The 25,554-nt window shown below is 47.8% G+C and carries 20 protein-coding genes; 1 reads left to right on the plus strand and 19 read right to left on the minus strand.

The window, feature by feature from the left end; translation table 11 throughout:
- Positions 1-5: 5 nt before the first annotated feature.
- Positions 6-1,076 (minus strand): extracellular solute-binding protein, encoded by a 1,071-nt coding sequence (locus D1B31_RS03785; RefSeq protein ID WP_118919578.1) that lies wholly within the window; start codon positions 1,074-1,076, stop codon positions 6-8.
- 45 nt (positions 1,077-1,121) lie between these two features.
- A complete protein-coding gene (locus D1B31_RS03790) occupies positions 1,122-2,324 on the minus strand; it encodes an ROK family transcriptional regulator (protein ID WP_240035151.1) in 1,203 nt (400 codons plus the stop codon).
- A 274-nt stretch (positions 2,325-2,598) separates the two neighbouring features.
- Here D1B31_RS03790 and D1B31_RS03795 point away from each other — a divergent pair, with 274 nt between their 5' ends.
- Positions 2,599-5,103 (plus strand): NEW3 domain-containing protein, encoded by a 2,505-nt coding sequence (locus D1B31_RS03795; protein ID WP_118919415.1) that lies wholly within the window; start codon positions 2,599-2,601, stop codon positions 5,101-5,103.
- Between the two features lie 153 nt (positions 5,104-5,256).
- Here the strand turns inward: D1B31_RS03795 and D1B31_RS03800 are convergent, their stop codons facing one another.
- From D1B31_RS03800 to D1B31_RS03880, 17 genes are all read right to left on the minus strand, one after another.
- On the minus strand, positions 5,257-5,742 hold the full coding sequence (locus D1B31_RS03800) for a hypothetical protein (RefSeq protein WP_118919416.1): 486 nt from the start codon (positions 5,740-5,742) through the stop codon (positions 5,257-5,259).
- The gene (locus D1B31_RS03805) at positions 5,742-6,530 is read right to left on the minus strand and encodes a DUF3100 domain-containing protein (protein ID WP_118919417.1); all 789 of its coding nucleotides are present in this window, start codon (positions 6,528-6,530) and stop codon (positions 5,742-5,744) included. The genes D1B31_RS03800 and D1B31_RS03805 overlap by 1 nt, the downstream gene beginning before the upstream one ends.
- 84 nt (positions 6,531-6,614) lie before the next feature.
- Entirely contained in the window at positions 6,615-7,871 is a 1,257-nt protein-coding gene (locus D1B31_RS03810; RefSeq protein ID WP_118919418.1) for a M20/M25/M40 family metallo-hydrolase, read from the minus strand.
- Positions 7,872-8,154: 283 nt separating this feature from the next.
- On the minus strand, positions 8,155-9,495 hold the full coding sequence (locus tag D1B31_RS03815) for a PilX N-terminal domain-containing pilus assembly protein (RefSeq protein WP_158587431.1): 1,341 nt from the start codon (positions 9,493-9,495) through the stop codon (positions 8,155-8,157).
- Positions 9,496-9,503: 8 nt separating this feature from the next.
- Positions 9,504-9,920: a PilW family protein gene (locus D1B31_RS03820; RefSeq protein WP_158587432.1), complete on the minus strand. Its 417-nt coding sequence runs from the start codon at positions 9,918-9,920 to the stop codon at positions 9,504-9,506.
- Between the two features lie 12 nt (positions 9,921-9,932).
- Positions 9,933-10,388, minus strand: coding sequence for a type IV pilus modification PilV family protein (locus D1B31_RS03825; protein ID WP_118919421.1), 456 nt, complete (start codon positions 10,386-10,388; stop codon positions 9,933-9,935).
- Positions 10,389-10,576: 188 nt separating this feature from the next.
- A complete protein-coding gene (locus tag D1B31_RS03830) occupies positions 10,577-10,825 on the minus strand; it encodes a hypothetical protein (protein ID WP_118919422.1) in 249 nt (82 codons plus the stop codon).
- A 282-nt stretch (positions 10,826-11,107) separates the two neighbouring features.
- Positions 11,108-16,294 carry an Ig-like domain-containing protein gene (locus D1B31_RS03835; RefSeq protein WP_118919423.1) on the minus strand — a complete coding sequence of 1,729 codons (5,187 nt, stop codon included), beginning with the start codon at positions 16,292-16,294 and terminating at the stop codon, positions 11,108-11,110.
- Positions 16,295-16,327: 33 nt separating this feature from the next.
- On the minus strand, positions 16,328-17,719 hold the full coding sequence (locus D1B31_RS03840; protein ID WP_118919424.1) for a hypothetical protein: 1,392 nt from the start codon (positions 17,717-17,719) through the stop codon (positions 16,328-16,330).
- A gap of 202 nt (positions 17,720-17,921) precedes the next feature.
- Entirely contained in the window at positions 17,922-19,607 is a 1,686-nt protein-coding gene (locus D1B31_RS03845) for a serine/threonine protein kinase (protein WP_118919425.1), read from the minus strand.
- A 15-nt stretch (positions 19,608-19,622) separates the two neighbouring features.
- Positions 19,623-20,390: a PP2C family protein-serine/threonine phosphatase gene (locus D1B31_RS03850; protein WP_118919426.1), complete on the minus strand. Its 768-nt coding sequence runs from the start codon at positions 20,388-20,390 to the stop codon at positions 19,623-19,625.
- Between the two features lie 112 nt (positions 20,391-20,502).
- Entirely contained in the window at positions 20,503-21,897 is a 1,395-nt protein-coding gene (locus tag D1B31_RS03855) for an FHA domain-containing protein (protein WP_118919427.1), read from the minus strand.
- Between the two features lie 27 nt (positions 21,898-21,924).
- Complete coding sequence (locus tag D1B31_RS03860; RefSeq protein ID WP_118919428.1) at positions 21,925-22,230, minus strand: WXG100 family type VII secretion target; 306 nt, start codon at positions 22,228-22,230, stop codon at positions 21,925-21,927.
- A gap of 27 nt (positions 22,231-22,257) precedes the next feature.
- The gene (locus D1B31_RS03865; protein WP_118919429.1) at positions 22,258-22,563 is read right to left on the minus strand and encodes a WXG100 family type VII secretion target; all 306 of its coding nucleotides are present in this window, start codon (positions 22,561-22,563) and stop codon (positions 22,258-22,260) included.
- Positions 22,564-22,588: 25 nt separating this feature from the next.
- A complete protein-coding gene (locus D1B31_RS03870; RefSeq protein ID WP_118919430.1) occupies positions 22,589-22,816 on the minus strand; it encodes a hypothetical protein in 228 nt (75 codons plus the stop codon).
- Positions 22,817-23,179: 363 nt separating this feature from the next.
- Positions 23,180-24,700 carry an Mbeg1-like protein gene (locus tag D1B31_RS03875; protein WP_118919431.1) on the minus strand — a complete coding sequence of 507 codons (1,521 nt, stop codon included), beginning with the start codon at positions 24,698-24,700 and terminating at the stop codon, positions 23,180-23,182.
- Between the two features lie 12 nt (positions 24,701-24,712).
- Positions 24,713-25,438 (minus strand): hypothetical protein, encoded by a 726-nt coding sequence (locus D1B31_RS03880; RefSeq protein WP_118919432.1) that lies wholly within the window; start codon positions 25,436-25,438, stop codon positions 24,713-24,715.
- Positions 25,439-25,554 lie beyond the last annotated feature (116 nt).

Here is a 25,554-nt window from a genome sequence, read left to right on the forward strand (position 1 = left end):
ACTTCCTATTCTTTGATTTCTTTCTCTCCACTCTTAATGTTTTCATCCCAATACTTCATCCAGCCGTCGCTTTCCTTCTGGAATACTTTCCAGTCGATGTCCATCGGTTTGATTTCAGTATCGGTGATCCATTTTGGCAGATCCTTTACATCATCCCTCGTTGGGATCCGATAGAACTCTTCAGCCAGAAGCTTCGCGGCTTCAGGTGTATTTACAAACTCATAGAAAGCTTCAGCAGCTTTTGGATGCTTCGCGCCTTTTACTTTTGCAATTCCTTCTGTCAAAACTGGCGTCCCACTTTCCGGAATAATGAACTCAAACGGATAGTTCTTGTTCTCCTTCAAGTTGACAACATCCGGCATCGCCCAGACGGAGAGGACACCTTCGCCTTTGGCAACCTTGTTGTACATCATTTCAGGGTTCGCGGCATATTCCTTTGTATTCGCATCAAGCTTCTTAAGCCACTCATAGCCTGCTTTTGGATCATTGGAATCCTTGAAGTCACGGTAAATCATCGCCGAGAAAATCGTCCTCATTGTACCGGATGCAAGCGGATAGCGGATGATGATTTTGTCCTTCCACTTCGGATCAAGCAGCTCGTCCCAATCCTTCGGCGCATCTTCCTTCTTTAGCTGCTTGCTGTTGTACATGATAACTTCAGGGGTCTGGCTTGTACCGGACCAGTGCCAGTCAGGGTCATGGAAACTTTCGGCAAGGTTGCCTGAATAGGATGGCTCATATGGCTCAAGAAGCCCCTCATCTTTGGCCTGGTCGAAGTTCACCGAAGGAGCGCCCCACCATATGTCGGCCTGCGGATTGTTCTTTTCGGAACGAATTCGGTCAAGGACTTCCTGGGATCCCATGTCAAGCCACTCAACATCCACATCGTATTTGCTTTCGAACTGCTGCTCGAATTTTGACAAAATATCCTTGCCATGCGGCGAGTAAATTACAACTTTTTCTTCAAGCTTTTCCTTGTCGGCCCCCGCATCACCTGAAGATTTCTTGTTGCCCGAGCCTTCGTCATTCCCCCCGCAGGCTGCCAATAGTAAGGAAGCGGACATTGTCAGTGCCATTAAGGCTGAAACCTTTTTCTTTTTCACAAAAATTCCCCCTAACCTTTAAATTTTGAAAATCGTTTCGTGTTCCCGCAAGAACAATGAGACAGCTCCTAGCGCGCCTGCATGATCGCCAAGTTGAGAAATCTTTAATTCTACCGAACTAGGAAGATACTGGTTGACAATTTCCGTTAATTTTGGCAAAAGCAAATCAGCAGACTTTAACACACCACCTCCCAAAATAATCACTTCCGGATTAAGTAGGCTTGCTGCGTTGATAATTCCATAAGCCAGGTGCTGGATAGCCTCCGCCAAAACAGCCATGGCCGTTTTATCACCGGTTTTCGCAAGCTTAAACGCCATTTCACCAGGCAGTTCCGACTCCATTGCCTCAGCGTAAAGCGGATGCTCCGGATCTTCAAGAACAGCCTTTGTCAATCGCGCACCAATCGCCTTGCCTCCCGCCACGCTTTCCAGGTAGCCATACCGGTGGAAAACCGGCGTAAAATCACCCTTCATTTCATTCTTATCAGTAACCATATAGCCAAGCTCTCCAGCGGCATACGTTGAACCGCGATAAAGCTGGTTATGGATGATAATTCCACTGCCAATTCCTGTTCCGACGGCAATAAACAATACATTTCGCTTATTTCTGGCATTACCGAGCCACTGCTCCCCGAGTGCGGCAACATTGACGTCATTGTCGACATACACCGGAAATGTGAAAAACTGTTTTGCTTCCTGAATAAACGGATAGCGGATCCAGTTCAGACTTGGCGCCTCCACCACGATGCCCCGATTTGTTTCTGTAATGCCGGGAACCCCCGCTCCCATGCCAAGAATTTTGCTGCGGTCAATGCTGTTTTTGTCAATCATGGCGTCAATTTCTTTTGCGATCTGCTTCAACAGCCCGGATTTTAAATACTGCACAGTTTTGAAGCTGCATGAGGCAACAATATTCCCTCCGAGGTCACAAATGGTTGTTTTCACCTTCGTCCCGCCAATATCAGTCCCAATAATAAAGAACGCTTTTTCGTTGAAATAAAGCTGAATCGGCCTTCTTCCCCCTTGGGACGACGATTCGCCGATCCCTTTTTCAAAAATAAGCTTTTCCTGGATGAGGTCATCGACAAGCATCGAGACGGTTGGTTTACTGATTCGCGCCTTCACAGCAATTTCCGCTCTCGAAATCGGTGAATGGTCACGGATGCAATTCAGGACTTTCTTTTTATTCTTCTGCTTCACTGTCATTTTTGTTTTGCTCAATTCCATCACGGCCTTATAGGTTGGTTAGTAAAATCTACTAATTAACCAAACTATAACTAATATTGAAATCGTTTACAAGTATTAATATTCAGAATTTATTGAAGTATGTAAGATTAGGTCGTATCTCCTATATTATAATTTTCCCAATATTGAAATATTTACTTTTGTTTATCGGTATGCTATTTCTTAAGGGACAGTTTTGCCAAGTTAGTTAGTCGATTTAACTAACATCCTTATGAGGCCTGGAAGAAAATAATGAAAGGGGTTACAAAATTTGAAGAAGTATTTAAGTGTAGTGCTGTCCCTTCTCCTCGTCATCACCCTTCTGCCGTTTTCGGGCGGCGCCGCCAAAGCAAGCGAGCCTGATGCCGACCTATGGAATGTTGTGAAACCATTGGGAACTACCGTTACGTTCGTGAATACCGGTGCCCATCCGGATGATGAAAGAAGCGATTTCCTCGCCTATTTGTCAAGGGGCCTTGGTGTGAAAACATCGAGCCTGATTGCGAACCGCGGTGAGGGCGGGCAAAATGAAATCGGCCTGGAACTCGGTAACGCCCTCGGGACTATCCGTTCGCGGGAGATGATTGAGGCCGCCAAGATTACAGGAGTAAAGGCCTACCACCTCAGCGAGACAACCACAGATGACATTTATGACTTCGGTTTTTCAAAAAGCCCCGTTGAAACGCTGGAAAAATGGGGAGAAGACGTGACGTATGAGCGGCTGATCCGCTTCATCCGGATCTATCAGCCTGATATTGTCATGCCTTCCTTCCTAGACGTTGATACCCAGCACGGCCACCACCGCGCGATGACGATCCTGAGCGAGAAAGCGTTCAAGGATGCCGCTGATCCGGCGGTCTATCCTGGGCAATTAAAAGAAGGCTTGTCTGTCTGGCAGGTGAAGAAGTTCTACCTTCCAGTTGCGAAGGACGATGCGACAACCTCAATTGAAATTGGCATGTTCGATCCCGTCTACGGCATGTCCTATCCGCAGCTCGGTGAGCAGTCGCGCTATTTGCACAAAAGCCAGGGCATGGGGAACGACATACCGGTCGCGCCAAGGCAAACCCATCTTAAACTCGTGAAATCCGCGGTTGATACAAATGGTGACAGAAGCCTGTTCGCAGGGATTCCTTTTAACTTCAAAGAGTGGGCCGAAGTTTTGCCGAAAAACGCCAATGACTTGAAAGTCCAATATACGAAGTTTCAGGCAGACTTAGATGCGATTATATACGCATACCCGAGCAGGGAGAACGTGTTCGTGAAAAGCCAGAAGGCTCTCAAGGATGTCGAACGGCTTTTGGCAAAAACAGAAAGCGCCAAGCTTGAGGCATCATTAAAAAATGACCTCCTCCACAAGCTCTCATTGAAGAAAGAGCAGCTTCAGGTAGCAAGCTTCGAAGCATCAAGTCTAGACGTTGTCGCTAAAGCGGCAGACAACATCTTGACAAAAGGCCAAACAACAACAGTGACAGTCAATCTTAAAAACAATGGCAGCAAGGATTTGAAAAACGCGGCGGTTAACCTGCTCGTGCCTAATGGCTGGAAGGTTTCCGGTACTAGATCAGTGGGCGATCTTGGTGCGGGTGAAGCAGCAACGCTGAAATTTGAAGTGGCTGTCCCGGAGGATGCGAAAGACTACCATGCGTACGATGAAGCTGCCATCCGGGCCGCTGTCAGCTTTGAATCAACTGGTGCCAAAACCGTCCAGGTGAAAGAGCTTGAAGGAACCATCGCAGTCCTTCCTGATGTCGCTTTGACCTTGTCGCCGGAGGATCTTGTCGTCAACACAGCCAATGTGCAGGACGAAATTCCCGTTGCCGTGAAGGTGAAAAATTACCATGATGGCGCAACGAGTGCGAAAGTGGCGCTGAATGTCCCGGCAGGCTGGGATGTGTCGCCCGCTTCGACTGTCGTCAATTTTGCCAAAAAGCTTGAGGAAAAAGAGGTCAGCTTTACACTCGTTCCTCCAGCAGATATTGAGGAAGGAAATTTCGAGATTGATGCTGTGGCGGAAGTTGGAGGAAAATTATTTCGTTCTACTGTCCAGGAAATCAGCTATGGGCATATCGGTACATTCTATTATCAATACCCGGCCAAGGTAAACGGAGTCGCGTTTGAGCTCCTCACGAATCCTGACTTGAAAATCGGCTATATCGAAAGCGGCTTTGACATGGTGGCGGATTACTTATTGAATGCCGGCCTGAATATAACTAAGCTGACCGAAGCCGATCTGGCTACTGCTGACCTGAGCCAATACGATACAATCGTGACCGGCATCCGGGCTTACTTGTCGCGCCCTGATTTGAGGGCTAACAATGAACGCCTAAAAGAATACGTGGCAAATGGCGGGCACTTGGTCGTCCAGTACCACAAGCCGGATGATGGCTGGAACAAAGACACGACCGCTCCTTATCCGCTAACAATCGGCACGCCGTCAATCAAATGGCGGGTTACCGATGAAAATGCCAAAGTAACGGTTCTTCAGCCTGAGTCGCCGCTGTTCAACTACCCGAACAACATCACCGACAGCGACTGGTCCGGCTGGGTTCAGGAGCGCGGACTGTACTATCCAATGGTTTGGGCGCCGGAATATGAAACCTTCGTCAGCATGGCCGACCCGGGCGAAGAGCCATTCGATGGCGGCATCCTTATGGCCAAGTACGGCAAGGGCACATACTTGTATACGAATTTAGTCTTCTACCGCCAAATCCAGGGCCAAGTCCCAGGCGGGTACCGAATCTTTACGAATTTGATCAGCTATGGAGGACAGTGAGTGTCGAGGAAGGAAGAGGATGGAGAAGGAAGCAGGAGGGCCTGCTTCCTTTTATAATGGTGAAGCATACATATAGTGCCTGGCACCCTATCGGGACATTAAATGTCCCACTAGGGTGCCAGGCACTCATTAATGCATTTAATTATGTTAGTTTTATCGCCCTGACACAAACAATCCAAACTGGGCGAGGAGGGCGCTGCCGATGTAGGTGCCCATGAAGACGAAGACGGCTACAATCGCAACCTTCCAAGATGTTTTCCTAAGGTCGACGAGCTGGTCGGCAACGGAGATTCCTGCAAAGGCGAGAATCGGGGTTGTAATCGACAGGAAGTCGACTGCGCCAATGGCTTTGATGAACCAATCAGAGGCGGAACAGAAAATGAGCGATGTAATCGCAACCCAGCCGAGGACCGGGAAATCCTGGACAAAGCGCAGGGAAACTTTTTTGGATAAATCAGAAATAAGGATACCGATGAAAGAAAATGCCCACAATGTGATCAAGCCGTAAATGGTCAAGATCGAGATTGGGGTTGATTCTGGATTTTTCAAAAGCTTGATTTGCTGGGTGAACAGAATTAGTCCGATGCTGAGCAATAAAATCAAACCGAATTTAACGTATTTATTCATGCCTGCGGCCATTATCTTTCACCCCTTACAAATAAACGGTACATGAAGCGCTGCAGCGGAACGGCCAGGAACACCATCGTGAATGTTCCGAGGAAGCTTGTCAGCAGCTGGCTCGCCGATGCGTAAGCCAAAATGGTACTTTGCATATCCGGAATCCGCGCGACAAGGCTTGAGGACGATGCGGTCATCATGCTGGCAGAGCCCATGCCCGATGCGATCGCCAATGCCTCGACCCGGAATCCTAAATCTAGCATGATTGGCGCGAGGATACTAAAGAAGATGGCGCCAAACAGGGTGCCGATAATGTAAAGCGACAGAACGCCGCGTCCTTCTGCAGAATCCAACGTATACTTTTCAGTGATATAAGCAAGCTCGCCTTCACGGCCCAGGCCGAGTGTCGCCCCAATTGCTTCACGTCTTAAGCCAAGGAACAGCGCGACCGGCAGGCCTAAAAGGACTGTTCCTAGGTTTCCGAGTTCCTGGAAAATGAAAATCCAACCGAGTTTCACAATTTCCTTTAGGTGCGGCGCGACGTCAGCTCCGTACCTTGCCATCAGCGGCAGCATAATAAAAATGAGATATTTACTGGCAAACTTCACGTTTCCAGGACTGTAAACCTTTTGCAAAATTCCCTTTCTGAAAAAAGGAATCCCAAGCACCATCGTAATCAGGATGGCGAAAACGAGCGGCAATAAGCCGATTTTAACGTTCCCAATCGGAATCGCCTGGAAGCCGATCATTTCCGCGGCTATAATGACTAGCAGGACAAACACGAGCAAAAAACTAAATTTCGATTTCATCGTCAAAGCCTCTCTCTTGATGTAAATTTGTGTTCAAATAATGGGAGCTTCATCCCGGCTGGAGCAGTCCAAGCGGCGCTCCTTCTAGTCCAGTATGGATGAAAGCAGTACTTCATACTCGGCGTACGAACGTTTATAGAGCTTGTCCCGGTCGATTTTGCCACTCATCTCTTCCAAAACTTGAGCCATGAATCGTGGAAATATTTCATAAATATACTCGGGATCGACATCAATGAAGTCATCACCGTGAATCGTGCCTGTAAAACCGCTGTAGCCAACCTGGATGCATGGGAACAGATAGGAAAGGTCCCCGATGTCGCCGGCGGCACTAATTGGGTTGTTGTTTTTGATTGCCGCGATTTCGTCATTCTTTTCAAAAGTACTGATGACAAATTCATTCAAGTAGCGGTCCTGGACGAACGGCAGATAGCCCATCTGCGTTTCAAGCTCCACTTCTCCCTGCAGCGCCTGGGCACTTCCGAGCGCGGCGTCATCCATCCGCTTGACGACTTCCTTCATATAGTCAATCGATTGCGTCCTGATGTCACTGCCAACGGTAATTTGATTCGGGATGACATTGGTCGACATATCCGAGTCCATCACAATTGGATTAATGCGCACCATTTCACGTTCGTTTAGCTGCTGGCGGCTGAGTCCTAACGCTACATTAAAAAGCGTTGACATGCTGTATGCATTTTTGCCAGAGAACGGATCAAACCCCGCATGGCTCGCTTTTCCCTTGAACGTGTATTTCTTGTACAAAAATCCAGCCAGGTCGCAGTTGACTTCAATCGTCCGCTCTGGGAATTCGCCTCCCATCGCATGGACACAGATGCCAACGTCGATATCGTCAAAAACGCCCAACTTCATCGCTTCCGGCTTGCCGCCGTAATAGCTGATTTTCCCTTCAGCGAGCAATTTGGCGCGGTAAGCGAGGTCGAGATACTCCTCGGCCGGAACGAACACAAATGTCAGGTTGAAATCGAAGTTTTTATACGCTTCCGACTTAAACAGATAGCTGTAAAGCGCGAGCGCAATCCCAACCTGCGTGTAGTGGCCGCAGTTGTGGGCGGCGCCGGTTTCCGGATCGGACCATTTGTGGCTCGGCGCATACACGGCATCGAGCTCGGCAATGAAGGCAATGTTCAGGTTCTTTCCTGCGTTTAGTGTCGTTTTAAATCCGGTCGTGCTGAACTCTTCCAGTTCAATGGCCGGATTTACTTTTTTCAAAAAATCGATGACTGTCGCTTTCGTTTTAAATTCTTTGAAACCCAGCTCGGGATTATTGAAAATTTGTTTTGATAAAGCTGCAATTTCTTCATATTGTTCTTTAAATAACATCTCTCAAACCTCCGTTTATAATGGAGTCTATTTATCCAACACTCCCCTATAGTATTCAAATAAACACCTTCCGTCAATACGAATGTTTGAATTTTATTTTTATTTAATGTTCGTTTTTATGCTAAAAAACAATAATAAAACCGCTTGAAAACTAGTAATATATTAGTTTTCCAATAATAAAATATTAAGTTAAAATTTTCGGAAACCAATAAAAAAAGAAGCAAAGGGACGGTTCCAGCGCATCATTCGAGAGTCGAATGATGCACTGGAACCGTCCCCTGCCTCAATTTATTTCCCTGACTGGGTCGCTTACGATGATGTCTTGGACTGGGTTTGCTCCTGTGCCGGTATCCATGAAGAGTGGCGAGTTTTCGTAGTTGATTTGAACGAATTCGAATGTTCCTACTTTGTTCGCTCCTTTGGAGATGATTGATTTTGCGATGATGGAGCCTGAAAAGGTGGCGTCTAATGTAATTTCGGCGTTCGGCGCAAAAATCATTCTCGCAGTAGGCATTGGGTTGCCATCAAGTTTGATTGGGGAGGTGCCGCCCGTAATAATATGCCCCTGAATCCCTGAGGTGGTATTGACCATGAGTTGGGAATTCAACTCCTTCGCATACATCGACCCATAAATGATCCCAGCGTTTATAGTCGTTCCCGGACCTTCAAGAAATACGTAAAGCTTGTTGGTATCCTTATCAATATTGATTTCGGAACCGCTGGCAAGTGTAATATTTTTTGCATAAATCGACAGCTTCCCTTTTCCAATAATTTTTATTTTAGCATTGGATGCAAGGGTCAGTTGCTCCACGATCAAATTCCGATTATAATCCCCGACATTAATGGTCAGTGTGCTCGAGCTATTCACCATCAGAGTTTTGAACGCCATATCCTTTCCCATCGTTAATAAATTGCCGGAAAATGATCCGGCAGTCGAAGGAATTTGGAATGCCGGGAACTCTGGAGTCACCGTCGCCGTTTTAGCATCGTATTTCATCTGCTCCCTTTCAAATTTACTCCCGGTAATCTTGACTTGATTGCTCGCTTCCGTACTATTCGTCGCAACCGTTCCGGTAATTGGCGTGTTCGCAATATCAATACTGTCCCTGGCAAAAAGAACAGTATTGGACGGGATCGTTACAACGCTTTTCGGCTTCCAGGAAACATGCACAATCCTTACAACCGTCCGCGACCGATTGTCGATTGTACCAACCGAAGTGATTTTATAATCATTCGTATAAGAAATAATCGTATCACTGGAGATCTTTTCAATTTTGACTTTTGCGGTTGGTTTTTTGCCGAAGGATTCTTCAAAACCATCAACCGTTTTTTCATTGCCCAAATTTAGGGCGGCATCGATATTGGCAAAAAAACCTGCTAGTGTCTGCTCCTTTGCATACGCTTTATTCATGACGCTGCTGATCTCATTCATCCCATAAGCGGAGCCTGCTTCGGCAATATAGTAGGCGGATTGGTAATCCCGCTCGCCTGTCCCCATTTTCACATTGTTTACAGCCATCCCCATCATGCCGAGTCCGAGCATTGAAACGACCACCATCACAACCATGACAAGGACAAGCGCCATTCCACGCTCATTTTTTGCAAAACCGATCCGCTTTTCCATATTCCCACTCATTTCCTTGTATAGATGACTGTTGACAAAGTTGATTCCGGACTATTTGAAGCAGCCAGCGCCGTGACAGACAAGGTAACTTTATTATTTTCCATTTTGATAGACAAATTCTTTAGATTTGAAATAATAGGAACGCCATTTTTCGTCAAATTGCCTTTTTCAAGCTTGTATATGTCCGTATCATTAATCGTTAACGTATTATTCGACACAGTTACACTGGTTGCTTTTCTGATTTCTTTCGTCAAAATTTTGAGCGCGAGCCGGACGTCCGATTGATTCTGCACTTGGGCTGACTGGCTGATGGCCTGCTTTTGCCCGAATAAGTGAATGCTGCTGGCAAGGAGCATAATCATAGAAAGGAGTGCCAATCCAGCCAACAATTCTACCAACGATAACCCCTTTTGGTTTTTTAGCAAAATAGCTCCTCCTTACTTGTTCCGAAGTACAAACGTTTCCATCTGCGCTTTCTTCATGGCCTTTGACTTGTCCTTGTAGACTTTTACTTTAAGTTGGACAGTGTCGGGATTAGCGGCGGAGGGCTTTAATTGGAGGAAGACATAATGGCCTCCGTCCGACTTCTCAAAGCATTTGTCCGCCGCCGCGCAATCCTTTGTCGTTGGCAAAAATAGATTGGAAGGGCCCGCAAGCTTCGTGGCCGCGCTGTCGATGGTGGGCTCAGTCGAGACAAAATGATAGACCGTTTCCATATTTGCTGCCGCCACATACGTTGCATCCATAATTGTTTTAGAGTGACTGTTTGAACGGGTAGACTGTACAAACATAGGCAGCATCGAAACAATAATAATAAAAAGAATCGTAATCGACGCCAACACCTCCACCAACGTCACCCCTGCCTCAGACTTGACCCATGAAAACTTTTTCACCCAGCCCACCTCCTTTTAACAAACTCCCAAAAAATTTACAATTAACAACATCAGTATAGTTAAATCTATCTTAACAGCCCCGAAATACCCAAACAATCTGATAAAATGACTATTTCGTGTCAAAGCAGGGGGACGGTTCCAGCGCTTCATTCGGGACCCGAATGAAGCAGCAGAACCGTCCCCTTGCTTCATCCTGCTTGGCAGCGGGGGCAGGATGGTTTGGCGGAGTCGTATTGGGAGCCGCAGCTGCGGCAGAAGATGATGCCGGATTCGATTGGTTTTTGGGCTGCGCCCGATGTTTTGCTCGGCTGGCTGGCTTCTTTTTTTGCGCCGCGGGTCCTTTTCATGAGAATCATGACGAGCACGAGTGTGATGAGATTGAGGACGAGGCTGGCTGCGATGAGGATGAGCAGCAACAATGGGTCTTCTAAATTCATACTTGTTCCTCCTATTTTCAACTAAATCTACTGCAAAATTTTCGTTAGTGAAAAATTCATTAAGTTAGATGTGTTAATCTCCTGCATGTTCAAGGGGAATGAATATCTTCAGAATAATGCCTTTTAAAAAGCCCCTGAAACCACGGCAAAACCCGGCCGTGGTTCAGGGGAAATACTAATTAAGAAAGATTAGTAATTCGGTACTTTCGCAGATGCATCTTTTCATTTAACGATACAACTTGCAAATAGTGCACAACACAAATACAAAATTCCCAAACGATCTCAGCCCACTTGATCCTCAATCGTCTCCGGGCCAGGCGCTTTGCTTCTTCTCCGGTACACCAGCCAGCCGGCGAGGGCAAGTGTGACAACGCCCAATCCGCTCAGTGATCCGACAAATAATTTCGTATCGTTGTACCAGCGGATGAGTGGATTCGTGGTGACGAGGATGTCGGATACTTCCCTGCTGAACTCATTGCCGGCGGCATCAGAAGCGACGATCCGCACTTTTTGTTTGTCGTTGGAGCTTGGGATTTCAAACGAATAGTTCTCGCCGTCCACTTGATGCTCGACTTCCACCCCGTTCAGGTAAATGGCCGCATCCTCGAGGACAAGGTTATCCTTGATTAATACCGTCACTGGCTTCGTATCAACCGGATATTGCTTGCCGTCCTCAATATCAATTGGCACGATCACCGGCGCGGTTTTGTCGATGCCGAACGAAATTTCCGCCTTTTTCGCTTCGTCGATATTCTCGTTAATGTTACCAGCCGCATCCTCAGAGTAAAGCGTCACAGTGTAACGGCCATCAGAGGCAAAGAGCGACTTACCGATGACATACGTGTATTGGCTCCACTCCCCGCCGCCGCCTGTCTCGTTTACCGTGTAATCTGTCCCGTTCACAAGGTCGACCGGCGTGCCGTTCTTCGTCATCTTCACCTTAACCGACTCTTTCCTCAGGCTGTCGACGTTCGTTTCTGTCAAAATAACATCCCGTTCTTCTTGGACATACTTGCCGTCAATTTCCTGAAGAGACTCGTCGAACGCATAAACCGAGCCGAACCTGTTCACCGAGAAGCGGACCGTCTGTGTCGACTCGTTGCCGGCCAAGTCGACAATCGTTGCCGTCAGTGTATACAGGTCATCGTTTTCCTTCACTTTCTTGAAGTTATTGAACGTAAAGACTTGTCCGTTCGGGGTATTCGTATACTTGCCGTCAAGGGCAACCGCCTTCCGGTTCGCACCCGTCAGCTTAATCGATACGGCCTCTTTATTGAAGTTCGTATCGGAAAAAGCAATGACTGGCGCGACATCGCCCTTATTCGCCGACTTGTCCTTCACCCCGGTAATTTCGAGGGCAGGCGCTGTCAGGTCAACAATGAATTGCTCCGCCTTATAATCGGCCATCGCATTGCCGGCTTTGTCGATAAAGTCAATGTCAAAGCTGTATTCCCCGTCAGCGGCATACGAAATCGTTGCCGTATGCACATCGCCCCTCGACGTCCAGCCGCTGAGCGCAGGGAAGGCGCTGTTTTTGCCAGCATGGGTTGCCGTACCCGCAATTCGGATTCGGCCCGGGTCGAAATTGTGCTCGGTGATCGAAATCGTCGCCGTCCTGGCAGCATTGTAGAACTGGCCACTCGCATTCCGATTATTGTTGTACGAAACGTTGACGACAGGGTCGGTTTTGTCGATCGTAAACTTGCTTTGGGCGACCGGCGCTGCCTGGTTGCCGGCGCGGTCCTTAAACTTCATATCAAACGTATAATCACCATCGGCAGCGAACCTTACCGTAGCCGTATGGGTCGTTTTGTCAGGATCCGCAGAGTTGGTCCTTGTCGTCCAGCCGGATAGCACTGGCACCGAACCGTCTTTATTCGTAATCACGTAGTCGACGTCATCCTTGTTGAAGTTACGCTCGGTGAGTACAATCGTCGCCGTCCGGTCGGCATTGTAAAAGTCGTTGTATTCGCGATCCGGGCTGTTATTATCGAACGTCACCTGGATATCAGGCGCGGTCTTGTCGATGCTGAACTCGAGCTTTTCTTCAGACGAGTTGCCGGCCCGGTCCATCATCTTCACGTTCACGACAATCCCGTTGCTGTTGTTTTTCACGCTGAGCGTTTTGGCCATTTCAAGGACAAGGTTTTTCTCCGTCCTCGTCTGCTTCCAGCCCGCTGTATCGCTGCCCGGCGCGTACGATTTGTCGTTGTTAATCCGGAGCTTTCCGCCCTGGTTATTCGCCTTGTCATTCGGCGCTACAACAGACCACTCAATCTCGGCGAGGCCGGAATACGTATCGACAACAGTCAGCTTTATATCGACATTTTGCGCATACAGGTCAAGATTGTTCTGATCTTTAAAGCGGGCATCGCCTTTTTCAAAATGAATATGCTTTTCCTTCAAATGCTGCTTCGCATTCTCAATCACCGTTCCATCAGGCGTTTCAAACGGACCGGTGTTGTTGACATGATCGGTCGCTTTTGCAAAAATCTGCCCTTTAAAAGCTGCCGGAACATTGAACGTCAGCTCGCCAGTTGTCGCGACTGGAGCAATTGTTTCAACATCCTTCGCCGTGATTTCCTTCAGGGAAGCATTGGCGAGCACCGCGTAAAGCTTTCCATTGTCATGGTCCTTCAAGTAAACCGCCATCGACTTGACCTTACTTGTATACTCATAAGGAACCTTGGGATCTTCCGCCTTCACGGTCACCCGTGTCGGCAGTTTGAAGTAAAAGCCGTATTCCGTCAGTTCCACCGTGCTTTTCACATCAGCGGTTTCGCCGACTTTTGCGTACCCTTTTCCATTATTAACGGAGAAAATATAATCGAGGATCCTCGGACTTGAGGCATCCTTGTAGGTCGTTTTCTCAAGCTTCGCTGTATTTCCGGCGTTATCAATCACATAAACTGAAACGTGATATGAACCGTCTTCATTGATTTTAATATCCGAATCAGCGGTATCAATCGTGTAAGTCAGCGGCCCAACCTGTTTCTCGGCCTTTTGCGAATAATCGTGCTCAAATTTCTTCCCGTTTACTTCAACGACAACCGTATTGACGCCTGAATCAGCATCCTCGGCGGAAATTTCGAACGTCACATCGCCGTTGTACTGATTCCCGCCATTCGAGGAAACACCCTTATTGGGCTTGACGTTTATTTTGCCAACAGGAGCGGTTTGCTCGACCATCACGATGCCAGTGTTATCCGCGTCGATGTTCGAATTGTCCTTTGTAACCATGATACTGTTCGCGTTCTTCACATTATCGGTTACGTCAACCGTGAAGGTTCCTTTGAAATTTTTGCTATCAAAGATAAACTTCGTCTCCGCGGTCAGGCCATCCTTCTTGAAATTTACCTCGCCAATCTCCTGAACATCCTTTTCAGTGACAGCCTTTAGCACAATATCCTTGATGCCCGAAGCCTCGTCCTGCACCTTCACGGTAATTTCAATTTGCTTATTGAAGAACGTCCCAAAGGACAGGAAATTGATCGCTTTAGCAAAAAAGCTCTCATTTTTCTGCACGAACGTCACAGCGTTTTTGCCATCGACGAGCTCTGGTTTGGTCTTGTCGATGTTGACAGCGACTTCTTCCGCTCCTGAAATGTTGCCCGCTTTGTCCTTGGCCCACACTTTATACGTTCCTTGATAATCTTCGTCGTTTGTCGTGAAGGAATAGTTGCCTGTGGCTGCATCATATGTGGCCACAAACTCTTGGGAATCCCTATCCCTTGTCAAATAAACCTTTTCAATCTCTGTGGAGTACTTCACCCCATTGAATTCTTCGGTTGGATTGGTGATTTTTCCGGAAACCGTTACAGGGCCGCTATACCAAACGGTTTCGCCAACAGTGCTTCTGTTTGGTCCAGCCAAAGCCGGTTTGTCCAAGTCAGGGCTCATTCTGTCAAAAACAAGCAGCAGCTTGCCTGGAAGCTCGATTTCCTTCGGCCATTTGAACCCTTTTTCCTTTACAATCACTCTCTCAATAGCGGTTGGTTTGCTAATGAGCACTTCATCTTTCCAGAGTTTAACCCATCTATTCTCGTAAAAAATGTCAATTTTGCTGTAAGGTTCCTTTGGAGTGATTTTGACAACGGCATCAGTAGAAAAGATTCGAAGATTTTCATCCGTGCCATCGTCTGGCTCTACTTGAAAACCCTCTGCCGGTGTAATTTCAATATACTCATTCCATTTGCCCGGTTCCGCGGCAACTTCAGCGAACTTGACCTGAATGGCTGTATCTTGCTTAATCTCTTTTAAGAGATAAGTATAATATCCGCCTTCTTCATTCTCTTCCAGTTCGTTTACATCGATTGGTTCATCATTGACTGTCAGCTCGGCAACCTGGTATGAGATGTCAGCTGGAGTAATGGTTAGCAAAACATCCTCGCCATGGTTGGCCAATTTCTTATCCGTCCTGATTTTCCCCATCTTTTCGTTGGTACTCATCGCTTCAATGGTATAGGTGTTGATGGAGAAAACAACCTCAACCTCATGGGTTCCGGTTACTCTTTTGAAATCGTAACGGTAAACATCCCCATCTTTTAGCGAACGAAGATTTCTGTATTCACGCCCGTCAATCAGCAGCCTTTCGACATGGTGGCCTTCAGTCGGGGCAAACGTGAAATGCGTATCCAGTCCATGCGGTACTTCAACAAATCCGCCATCCGTTATCATTTCCCCTTCACTATCCCACAGTTCGCCGTTGCCTTTCGTTTGAAAGGTAATCTTATATGTTTTCAGGGCAAACTCGACGGAAACCGCGAGATGGTCGGTTACATTCTCGATTGTTTTTTCAAAATTCCCTTCTTGGGGAACAGTTTCTGATTTCCCGTTTATCGTGATAGCTTTGATGACGTAATTTTTTGCCGGGATGAACTCCAGATTCGCGGACTCCCCTTCCAGAATCGGGGCAGCCTTTGAACGGTCTTTCCCATTCACCTTGACCGTCCCCTGGCCAGTCATTTCGACATTTACATTGTATTCCGGAATTGGCTCTGGCTCTGGTTCCGGTTCTGGCTCCGGTTCAGCTTCTTTTTCCTTAATTTCACCGGTGGAAAGCTCCCAAACGAGCTGAAGCTTAGTGCCTTTCTTCAACTCTTTTTCAACGGACGCTTCCCCTGCTTTGAATCGGAAACGATTGCTTTCCCCGAAATCTTTATTCGTTAATGCTGGCAAAGCAACAAATCCATTTGAATCTGTTGTGCCTTCCGTAAACAATGTTTCCTCTTCATCTGCGTTATGTACTGTGACGAGCTGGCCAGCAACAGGCTTGTCTTCATTCAAAACCGTCAGTGTAAACACATCTGCGCCCGCATCGTTCTCACCTTGCGCGAATACAGGCCACATTACGCCGCTGTAGGACAAATTATACGCAACCAGCAAAACCGACAGCACGACAGCCAGCATCCGCGTAAACCTCGACTGTCTTTTCAAACGCGCGTACGTTTCCTTCCTGCTCAATTTCATTTCCAATCCCCCTCCTTGCTCAAGCAAATCATTTTAAAGCGTTTCTTCTGTATGCGTAATGACAACATTTTTAACTACTTTAAACTTTATTGGCGTCCGTGTTTCTATTGATGCCGGAACGGTTGCTTCACTTAAAATGGTCGTTCCTCCTGGCTCTTCACTTAAAACCTCAGTACCAGCCGTGACATAAGGGGCCAGCAGCTCGGTTTCTGGGGAAAGAACTTCGGTTTCGGATGCCAGTGGTTCTAGTTCCGGTGACAAAAATTCAGTATTTGGTGATAGAATCTCGGTTCCGGGAACCAGAACTTCCGTGCTTGATGACAAAGTTTCGTTATCCGCCGAATCAACCCTGGATGCGGACGAATGAAGTGCCTTTTTGGACGAATCATACACAACATCGGACGAATGGATCACGAATTCGGACGAATGGTCTTTTCCTTTCTCTGCCGCACACCCTGTTTCTTGCAAAAAACCCTCTTTTTTTGAGGAAACAGCATCTATATCTTTATAGAAGGATAATTTATTCGGAAAGTTTGTGTCGGTATCCGTACTTTTTGTGTCCGTATCCGTACTATTTGTGTCGATATCCGTACTAAAACCACTTTTATCCGGAATTAGGCTCTCCCTTTTTTCCAACCGCAGACCTGTTTCCCCGGAAGGAGCTGTTACTTCGGTGAAGAGGATGTCTGGTTCGGTGAAAGAATATTCCGAGTCACTGACAGGCAATCCCATCTCGCCAAGGACCTCTGTCTCTGCTACCGGAGCTCCATCTCCCTGGCCAAATTGATTGGAGAACCGACCGTCAGCCGCTGAAGACAGAACCATCGTTCCTTCGTGTCCGTATAAAACGGGTTCCTGGTCGGCCAATACTTCTGTTGGCTGGCTTTCGGCAACGTGCGCCCGGGCAGCCCCAATTGTTTCACCCCTGGCGCCCAATTCCATTAGTGGTACGACAGTCCGTCCAACTGTTTGACCACTCGCTCCAGCAGTCCGACCAACCGGTTGCCCGCTGGCTGCCCCACTTTTCCCGTCAGCAGTTCGCCCACTGACCTTTTCATTGATCCGCCCAAATGTTTGGCCCCCTGATTTAGCGCTATCCTGGCCTACAGTCCGCCCACTCATTTCCCCGCTAAGCAATCCACTAAGCCGGGCGCTAATTCTGCCTAGTCCCCGCGAGCGGGATTTTACTGGCTCGGTGAGAAGGCCCCGTTCGAGATTGAAGGCATCGGGTTGGAATCTTTTTTGGCCGGTGCTGGCATTTTGCTCGCGGATTTCCTGGATTTGCTTTGCAGCAGTCCTGCCGGTCAAATCGCCGACGATGGCGGGGATATTCAATTTATAAAACATGATAATAGCACTAATGAACAGCAATCCTGCCAAGGAATACCCAACGATCGAAACGATTTGCCATGTTGATGCATCCATCAAATCCCCCCTTTCATCCTATCGGCGGAAATTAGCTTCCACGATACCCTCTATCGGTCTAACAAAGGTTCAGACACTAAAAATCGATTGAATGATCGTTAATTATCCGGCACTCAACGTCTGAACCTGCCTGGCCCTTCCATTCACCAACTTTTATCTTCCAAAATCGACGTATTAAAAATCCGCCCAGCCGCTAATCCCGCTACTCCCTGTACGCATTGGCAATTGCCTGCTCGGTTACTTCGAAGCGTTCAATGATGCTGTCCTTCATGGCTTCGGTCTTTTCCGCTGTGACGGGCACGTCCCTCGTCGCCGTCTTCACCGCATCGAACACAGTACGGATATCACGTTCAGCAACCCCGTCCAACTTGAGTTTTCTGGCGTACGTTTCGATTGAATACATCGTTAAACGGTACAGTTCAAGTTTGACAATCTCGTTTTCATCCGGCTTTTTTGCAATCATGTCAATTAGTTTTTTAATATTTTCCCAGTAAGGCTTGTACTTTCCTTTATCAGCTGCTTCCTCGATTTGCAGCAGGATTTCTTGATTAAACTTTCCGATGTCACGGTAGATGGTCGCCATTTCGTAGTATTCCTTGTCCGGGGAGCCGTAATGGGCGGCATCCTCGAACCATTCGATTGCGCTTTTCATCCGTGTCACCTGATTATCGGAGGCTTCATTTTTGCCATAATCGTAATAATACCAGTACGCTTTCCCCACCTCGAAAGCAAGGTCGGCATAGGCCGGATTCTCCCTGAATTTAATCAGGTTCGGGTTGATTTTCTTCTTGAACTTTTCCTCTTCCTCAACCGTATAGGCGGCGTCGTCCTTGAATGTGTTGATGAGCCCGATGTAGGCGCTGTTTTCGGTCGGCTTGATGTCAATCGCCTGAAGGTAGTAATCCACTTTATTCGTGTAAGATGATGCCTTGGCCGCCATTTGCAGCATCCGGTTGTAGTCGGCATTATTCGTCTGGATGGCCATCACCTGGCCGAAAATCCCCGTCAGCAAAAAGAACAGCGCGGCACCCGCGACAACCGAGAAATTGCGCAACTTCTTTTTCTGCTTCTCGCGGTAAACGTCATCGAACTCCTCATAATGGCTCAACGCATACAGGAGTTCGGCGCATGATTGGTAGCGGTCTTCCGGATTCAGCTGCGTGCACTTTTCAATAATCCGCTCAAGCCCGCCGGACAGCTGCGGATTCCAATAACGGATCGGATAAAGCTCATAGGGCGGCTCACACGGATTGTGCCCGGTCAAGAGATGGTAAAGCGTGACGCCAAGGCAGTACACATCCGTGCGCGGGTCGGTCTGCCCCTTGCCGCCGAACTGCTCGGGCGCCGCATAGCCCTTCGTCCCAAGGCTCACTGTATCGGCGAAATTTTGCTCCTTAAATTCCCGCGCAATCCCGAAGTCAATCAGCTTCAGGTTCCCGTCCGGCCGAAGCATGACGTTCGCAGGCTTCATATCGCGGTAAATGATTGAAGGATTTCTCGTATGTAAATAGTCAAGGACTTCGCATAATTGCTTCGCCCATTCAATGACAAGCTCCTGCGGCTGTGCGCCGTACTCATCAAGAATCTTGTCAAGCGGCTCCCCCTCGATATAATCCATGATGACAAAAATCTTGTCCCGCTCATCGATAATATCGACAATCCGCGGCAGCGCCGGGTGATCGAGCCGCTTGATCATATTCGCCTCGGCAATCGCGCTTTGGATAATGACTTCATTATTCCTGTCCTTTGCGCGCTTTTCGATCTCCTTCACGGCCCACTGCTTATTGAGGCGCTTGTCCATCGCAAGGTAAACCTTTGACATCCCGCCCTGCCCAATCAGTTTCAGTATTTCGTATTTTCCTTCTAAAACAGAGCCGATGACTGCCAAATGCGTTCCCCATCCTTACTGAATTTTCACGAGCAGCACAGAAATATTATCCGTCTCCTGCCTTTGCTTATTGAGTTCAACCATTGCCCGCGCCCGCTGCTCCATCACCGATTCGTCCGCGAGCTCCACCGGGCGGAAGGCGCTGAAAATTTCTTCGTCGCTAACCATATGCCGGAACCCGTCCGAGCAGAGGACATAGACCTCACCGGGCAGAGGGCGGCCGTAAATATAGTCGGGTTCGACAAGCCTTGAAGCCCCGATGCATTGCAAAAGAACATTCCGCCGCGGGTCGATGCGCGCTTGTTCCGGAGTGAGCAGCCCGCGCTTCACATCCCGTCCGACAACCGTCTGGTCATCGGTCAGAATCTCGATGCCTTCATGAATCCGGTAAACCCTTGAATCGCCGACATGGACAATCAGCCGGAACTGGTCACCGATTAACAAGAGAGCCGTCAGCGTCGTTCCAAGCTGAATCCGTTCACTTCTCCCGTACTCGGCAATCCGGTGGTTCTGCTCCTTGATCATCCGCTCCCACCGGTACTGGAGCTCATCCCAATCCCCAGCTGCAAGCTGGTCCGGGAGTTCATGGTCGAACCAAGCCGAAAACGCACGGATGACACTCGCGCTCGCAAGCTCTCCTTTTGACAGTCCGCCCATCCCGTCGGCAATGATCGCGAGGACGACTTTCCCTCGCGAGGTGTCGGCGATTTTCACAAGCAGGCTATCCTCGTTCGCGGCCTTCCTTATTCCAATGTCGGTAACCGCCACCGTCAATACATCCATTTCAAAACCTTCCTTATATAGAAGATAGACTGTTTCATTTGAGAACCTTTCAAGTTGGATTGTCCACCAGACGCTCGCAAAAGTAGTACTGTTTGCTGCCTAAACAAGCAACTCACAGATAAAACACAAATTCCTCATTCGCCAGCCGCAGCTTTGTGCCGGAGAAGATTTCAACCTCTTGTTTGACCGGGATGGCGCGGCCGTCGACGTACGTTTTGTTCGTTGAATTCTGATCAATGATGTAGTAGCGGTTATGTCTAGTAATGATATCCGCGTGGCTGCGGCTGATCGCGTTGTTGTCGGAGATAAAATAATCGCAGAAGCTGCGTTCCTTGCCGATCCGGTAAACAGGCTTGTCGACAGTGATTTTCTCCTCGTTTTTCTCCCGGATTAAATAAGGAAAAACAGCCACGTCCGCAAAAGCCGACCCGAGCACAGTCGTTCCGGCAAAACGCTCCGCCCCAAGGACCGTCGTTTCGCTCCCGTTTTGGGTGCCAATTTTGCCAGAAGGGGGTTGGACTTCAGCGTAATGTGTTGTTCCGGCCGTTGTCTGGGCGGGACCGGATATTTGAGTGTGGCCAGGGTTTGCGTCCGGTTGTGGCTGTCCGGCCAGCCGAGTATGGCTAGGATTCCCATCTACCCCGCCAGTTTGCGCCCGCCCATTCCCGGCAAGACCGACATTCGCAAAAAGCTGATTGACAATCTCGGCCACAGGAGGGACTGACTTTAAAGCCGTCCCACAATTGGCGCAGAAATTGGCCCCCGCCGGACTAGCCGTTCCGCATTGCGGGCAGAACGTTGCGTTCCGGCCAACCGGATTGCTTTGGTTGAGCGGATTGTAGGCGATATTCGCAGAAACCGCTTTTGCCTCCGTATTCTTTTCGGCAGCGCCGCCCGTCTCCCGCTGCTTCCCTTCCTGATCGCCAGTCGGGAGATACGAGTTGGTGACGGGCTTTTTCCCCATCAATTCAAGGATCATTTTTTCAAAACCGTTGATTGAAAAGGGGGACGTGCTGTTAAAATACTTCAGATAACTCGACATGTAGGAATGATCCTCATGCTTCGAAAAGACAATTCCGAACGGCAGCTCACGGAAAAACGATCCGGCGGAAAAGGGGGTGCTGTTATTGACCATCGGCAAAAACACGCATTTGACTTCTTTCATCCGCGGCTCAATGAAAATGTACTCTGGGTCAAGCATCAGATTGCTTGTGTTCAGCGATTTCCTTTCGCATTCCTTTATAATGGAAGCAATCCGGAACACCGTATCAAGGAACATTTTTTTGCTGACAAGGCTCGTAAAATATGATTTAAGGGTAATCATGTCTTTCACCGTGCATTTGATTGAAGACCCTTTCTTGCCCTTTTCCTTGATAACCGAAAGCAGATTCCCGTGTTGCCCGGCGGCAATCGCATTCAGCTCCCGTTCATTGACCGCTTCCGGGTAGGTCAGCTTTTTTTCAATGATAAACGCTCTGCCTTTTTGTTCAATCGTTGTCTTTCCCATCTACAAATCTCCCTGCCTATTGCCATATTACAAGCTGTTCGCTCGATTGATCGCTTTCTTCTGGGCTTCCTTATATTGCGTTGCCGCGTAGCGCAGCACCTTCGCATACGATTCCAGCGACTTCGCGAAAGAGTCGGCCGTCGACCCGGCGCCGGCCAATTCATTCCACTTCACCTTGAAACTCTGGTAATCCTTGCCTTTCCAGGAGCCCGCCAGCACGTTCACTTCCCTCGTCGCCTTTTCCATATTCGTTTTCTGCCTGGTAATGTACGTTTCAATCGCGTCCGCAGCTTTATCAAACTCGTTATAGTTCACTTTAATAAAAGAACTCATCTAAAAGTCCTCCTCCCGCCAGCGCGTTTACTTAAACGCATCGGCCAGCTTCGTGTTCTTGCTTTCCGCATCCGTATACCCCGCCGACACCTGGCTCAGCATAAATTTGCTGTAGTTGTCCATCACAGTGTAGCGGTTATCCACGAAAGCATTCCGGATGGTCGAAAAATGATTGATCACAGGGCCTGATGCCGGGCTGTTCCAGTTCGAATTCAGCTTCCGGATGGCCGATTCGACATCCTGGAAATCATCGCGGATTGTTTTGTTAATCGTTTGAATCCTTTCCGCCGCCCACTTAACAACCTTTACATCCACCTCAATATTGTCCGCCATTTTTGCTATCCCCTTTGCAAAAAAATCATGCCTTCTGAACGTCGTCTTTTTTAAACTCAGGCGCGATGTTCGTAATGTCGACACTGTTCAATCCGTGCTGCGCGCTTTCGCATTGGCGGATTACACTTCTCAGTCTGTGGGCAGCCACTTCGCTGCCGATTCCTTCAAACTCGCTTTGCAGACCGGACGCGATGCTCTCCAGTTCATGAATAATGCTCCTCAACTCGCTTTTCATTGCACCAAGGCTTGCCATTGGTTGTGACCTCCTTTTTGAATTGATTAATGGTTAGGTTACTTGCTTGTTTGGTAGATGTAGTTTATTGGAGACTTTATTTGCTATTTTGCCGTGCTAAGTTCGCCAAGACCACTTATTGGTGACCTTTCCCACGTTTTCTCAGCGTAAAGGGCACCAAGACCGCTTATTGGTGACCTTTGACAAGTTTTTTCAGCTGAAAAGGCACCAAGACCGCTTATCGGTAACCTTCGACCCAATTTTTCACCGCAAAAGGCACCAAGGCTGCTAGTTGCATTGCTTATCACCAGAACCAAATGCATGTGTACGAAAAGCCAGCCACCTAAAACCCAAAACCTGAATCGTTATCTAAATCTATCAACCTTAAACACTGCTCATAATATTCCGCTCGGCGCTTTCAAAAGCGGTAGCCGTGTCTTCGAGATAATGAATATATTTGTTCATTTTTGCGCTGCTCGGCAGGTTGTTCGCCCGGATGACGGACAGCAGGTCGAGGAAACCGGCTTTCCAATATAACGAATTCATGTCCGAATCAAGCTGCCGGAGCCGGGCTTTCACACTCTCAAGGCGGGCCGCATATTGGCGCAGTTTGTATGTATTCACTTCGATGAGGGGCGTTGCGACAGCAGCAGTTCCGAGCCCGAACAGATTGCGCAGCCAGTTGTTGACTCTCCCTACCTCCTGCCCGATGAAATCAATGACGTTTGCGAGTTGCTGCCCAGTCCAAGAAAGGGCTTTTCCGATATCCTTCGCCAGGTTCACAGCGGATGCCCAGATGTCTCCCAGGTTATCAAGAGCCATTTCAATTGCTGCAAAAGCGACAATAGCAAGAATCACCTTCCCAGCAAAAGCGGCAAGCGCCGCTGGCCCGACTGTAACGAGCAGAAGGAGCGCCCCGGCACCCATTGCGACTTTTACCCACGGACTATCCCACGTTGCCACAATAATAATGCCGCCCAAGACATCCGTAAGAAGGTTTCCAATGGGAGCCGGCACTCGATCAATGAATTCGGTAAACTTGCCCATGATGTGCTCATAGTCCGTTTTTTGGCCTGCGAGTGCCTTGCCGTCCGGGCCAAACACGAGCGTATCGGTTGAGTGCTTGCCGCCAATTTCATGGATAAGCCACTTTAGCGGACCTTTTTCTGCTAGTTCCGATTTAAGTGTTTGCCTGTCAACTCCAGGAAGGCTTTCAAGGATGGTTCCAACCACACTCCATTGGTAATGGTTCATCTTATCATTAACCATGGCAATCCTGTCGGCATGCATTTCAATATACTCATTCGAGAAGCCTGGACCGTCAAAGTTGGCGCTTTGCGTCAGGTTCCGGTAGATATTTTCATACTCCGTTGACATAATGGTCGCATGGAAGGCCAGGTTCCCACCCAAAGAATGGCCAGCAAAAGTAATATTGTCGTAACCCTGAATATATTTGGAGTTATTGATTTTCTCCAAAAACACTTCCGCTTCCGCCTGCTGCTGGGTCATCGTCGAGTTGACGAGGCCGATGTCCGCATCCTTCCAGTCCTGCTCGGCATGCTGGGGGTTCGTGATTGGTTCACTTCCTCTAAAAGATGCTATTAAACCTTCGTTGGTATCGATAACACAACCGTAAAACCCGTTTCCATGTGCTTTATTTTTGTTATGAACATCGACAAGCTTCCATGACAAAACCTGGGATTTAAGCTCTTCATTATTAGGGTTGTTAAGGATTTTCTCGATCTTTTGTACTGTTTCTTTCTGCTCCTGTTCTTTCGCCGCTTCAAGTATCTCCTGAATGGTAGGTGGGGACTTTTTGTTGAAATCCATATTATTAGTAATAATATCTAGGTCTATATAGGCCAAATCAGTAGCAATTTTTAAACTATGATCTGTATTAGACATTTACTTCCCTCCTTACGATTGATTTTGGAACTCTTCATGATCTGATTGAAACCCTTCTTCGTCCATATATAGGTAAAATTTCGCTTTAATTTTAAACTCCTCAAGCCAGTCATCACTAACATCGGCATTTTCATTAAAGACTTCCACAGCATCATCGTAGTCCTCGCTAGCAACAATAAGCGTAAGTGTCTGCAGTTTAGTTTCGCTTAAATCAACATAGGCTGATTTAAACCCTTTAATAATTTTTTCCGGACTTGCATTTTCACTATCCTCAAGTATCATAATTCCAACAAACTTTTTAGGAGAATGTGATTTGATGTACTCTGGCAATGTAATAGTTGAATCATTAAGTTCTAACTTCTTTCCTCCAGCTGCCCGAAGTTTGACCTTGGAGGTTATCCCTTCCTTCTGCAGGTTTTGAGTGAGAACACTTCCCGCTTCAGCGCCTATTTTATGGATTAAATAGGTCTCACTTTCCAGCTTCCCATTCTTATTCATCACTGCATCAAAAATCACATTATTTTTAGTTGCTTTCACAATGCTTTTCACTGTGTTATTTTCTTTCGTTCCCCAACGGTTCCCAAGCGCCTGCACCTCAAATTTCTCTCCGTACTTTTTTTCGAGTTTCTCCTCAACCTTTTTTGCCGTTGCCTCATTAACCTGATTACAGCCGAGCAAGCTTAAAATTGAAACAGCCATTAAAAGGACACCCGCCTTTTTCAGTATTTTTTTTAGCATTCTAGTCCCTCACTTTATCCAATAGTGTTCTTGCAGTCTATGTGCATAAGTTGTTTCAAGAAAAATTATATGAAAGAAATCGGCCATTCTAAAATTTCTTTTGCGTAAACATCCGC

The organism is Neobacillus notoginsengisoli (assembly GCF_003515685.1).
Classification (GTDB): Bacteria; Bacillota; Bacilli; order Bacillales; family Cytobacillaceae; genus Bacillus_D; species Bacillus_D notoginsengisoli.

Excerpts from the sequence above, each read along its gene's own strand:
- D1B31_RS03880 (WP_118919432.1), bottom strand. The coding sequence starts at position 25,438 with ATGCTAAAAAAAATACTGAAAAAGGCGGGTGTCCTTTTAATGGCTGTT.
- D1B31_RS03875 (WP_118919431.1), bottom strand. The coding sequence starts at position 24,700 with ATGTCTAATACAGATCATAGTTTAAAAATTGCTACTGATTTGGCCTAT.
- D1B31_RS03850 (WP_118919426.1), bottom strand. The coding sequence starts at position 20,390 with ATGGATGTATTGACGGTGGCGGTTACCGACATTGGAATAAGGAAGGCC.
- D1B31_RS03835 (WP_118919423.1), bottom strand. The coding sequence starts at position 16,294 with ATGAAATTGAGCAGGAAGGAAACGTACGCGCGTTTGAAAAGACAGTCG.
- D1B31_RS03800 (WP_118919416.1), bottom strand. The coding sequence starts at position 5,742 with ATGGCCGCAGGCATGAATAAATACGTTAAATTCGGTTTGATTTTATTG.
- D1B31_RS03865 (WP_118919429.1), bottom strand. The coding sequence starts at position 22,563 with ATGGCGGACAATATTGAGGTGGATGTAAAGGTTGTTAAGTGGGCGGCG.
- D1B31_RS03855 (WP_118919427.1), bottom strand. The coding sequence starts at position 21,897 with ATGGGAAAGACAACGATTGAACAAAAAGGCAGAGCGTTTATCATTGAA.
- D1B31_RS03785 (WP_118919578.1), bottom strand. The coding sequence starts at position 1,076 with ATGGCACTGACAATGTCCGCTTCCTTACTATTGGCAGCCTGCGGGGGG.
- D1B31_RS03860 (WP_118919428.1), bottom strand. The coding sequence starts at position 22,230 with ATGAGTTCTTTTATTAAAGTGAACTATAACGAGTTTGATAAAGCTGCG.
- D1B31_RS03830 (WP_118919422.1), bottom strand. The coding sequence starts at position 10,825 with ATGAATTTAGAAGACCCATTGTTGCTGCTCATCCTCATCGCAGCCAGC.
- D1B31_RS03840 (WP_118919424.1), bottom strand. The coding sequence starts at position 17,719 with ATGGATGCATCAACATGGCAAATCGTTTCGATCGTTGGGTATTCCTTG.
- D1B31_RS03805 (WP_118919417.1), bottom strand. The coding sequence starts at position 6,530 with ATGAAATCGAAATTTAGTTTTTTGCTCGTGTTTGTCCTGCTAGTCATT.
- D1B31_RS03810 (WP_118919418.1), bottom strand. The coding sequence starts at position 7,871 with ATGTTATTTAAAGAACAATATGAAGAAATTGCAGCTTTATCAAAACAA.
- D1B31_RS03815 (WP_158587431.1), bottom strand. The coding sequence starts at position 9,495 with ATGGAAAAGCGGATCGGTTTTGCAAAAAATGAGCGTGGAATGGCGCTT.
- D1B31_RS03870 (WP_118919430.1), bottom strand. The coding sequence starts at position 22,816 with ATGGCAAGCCTTGGTGCAATGAAAAGCGAGTTGAGGAGCATTATTCAT.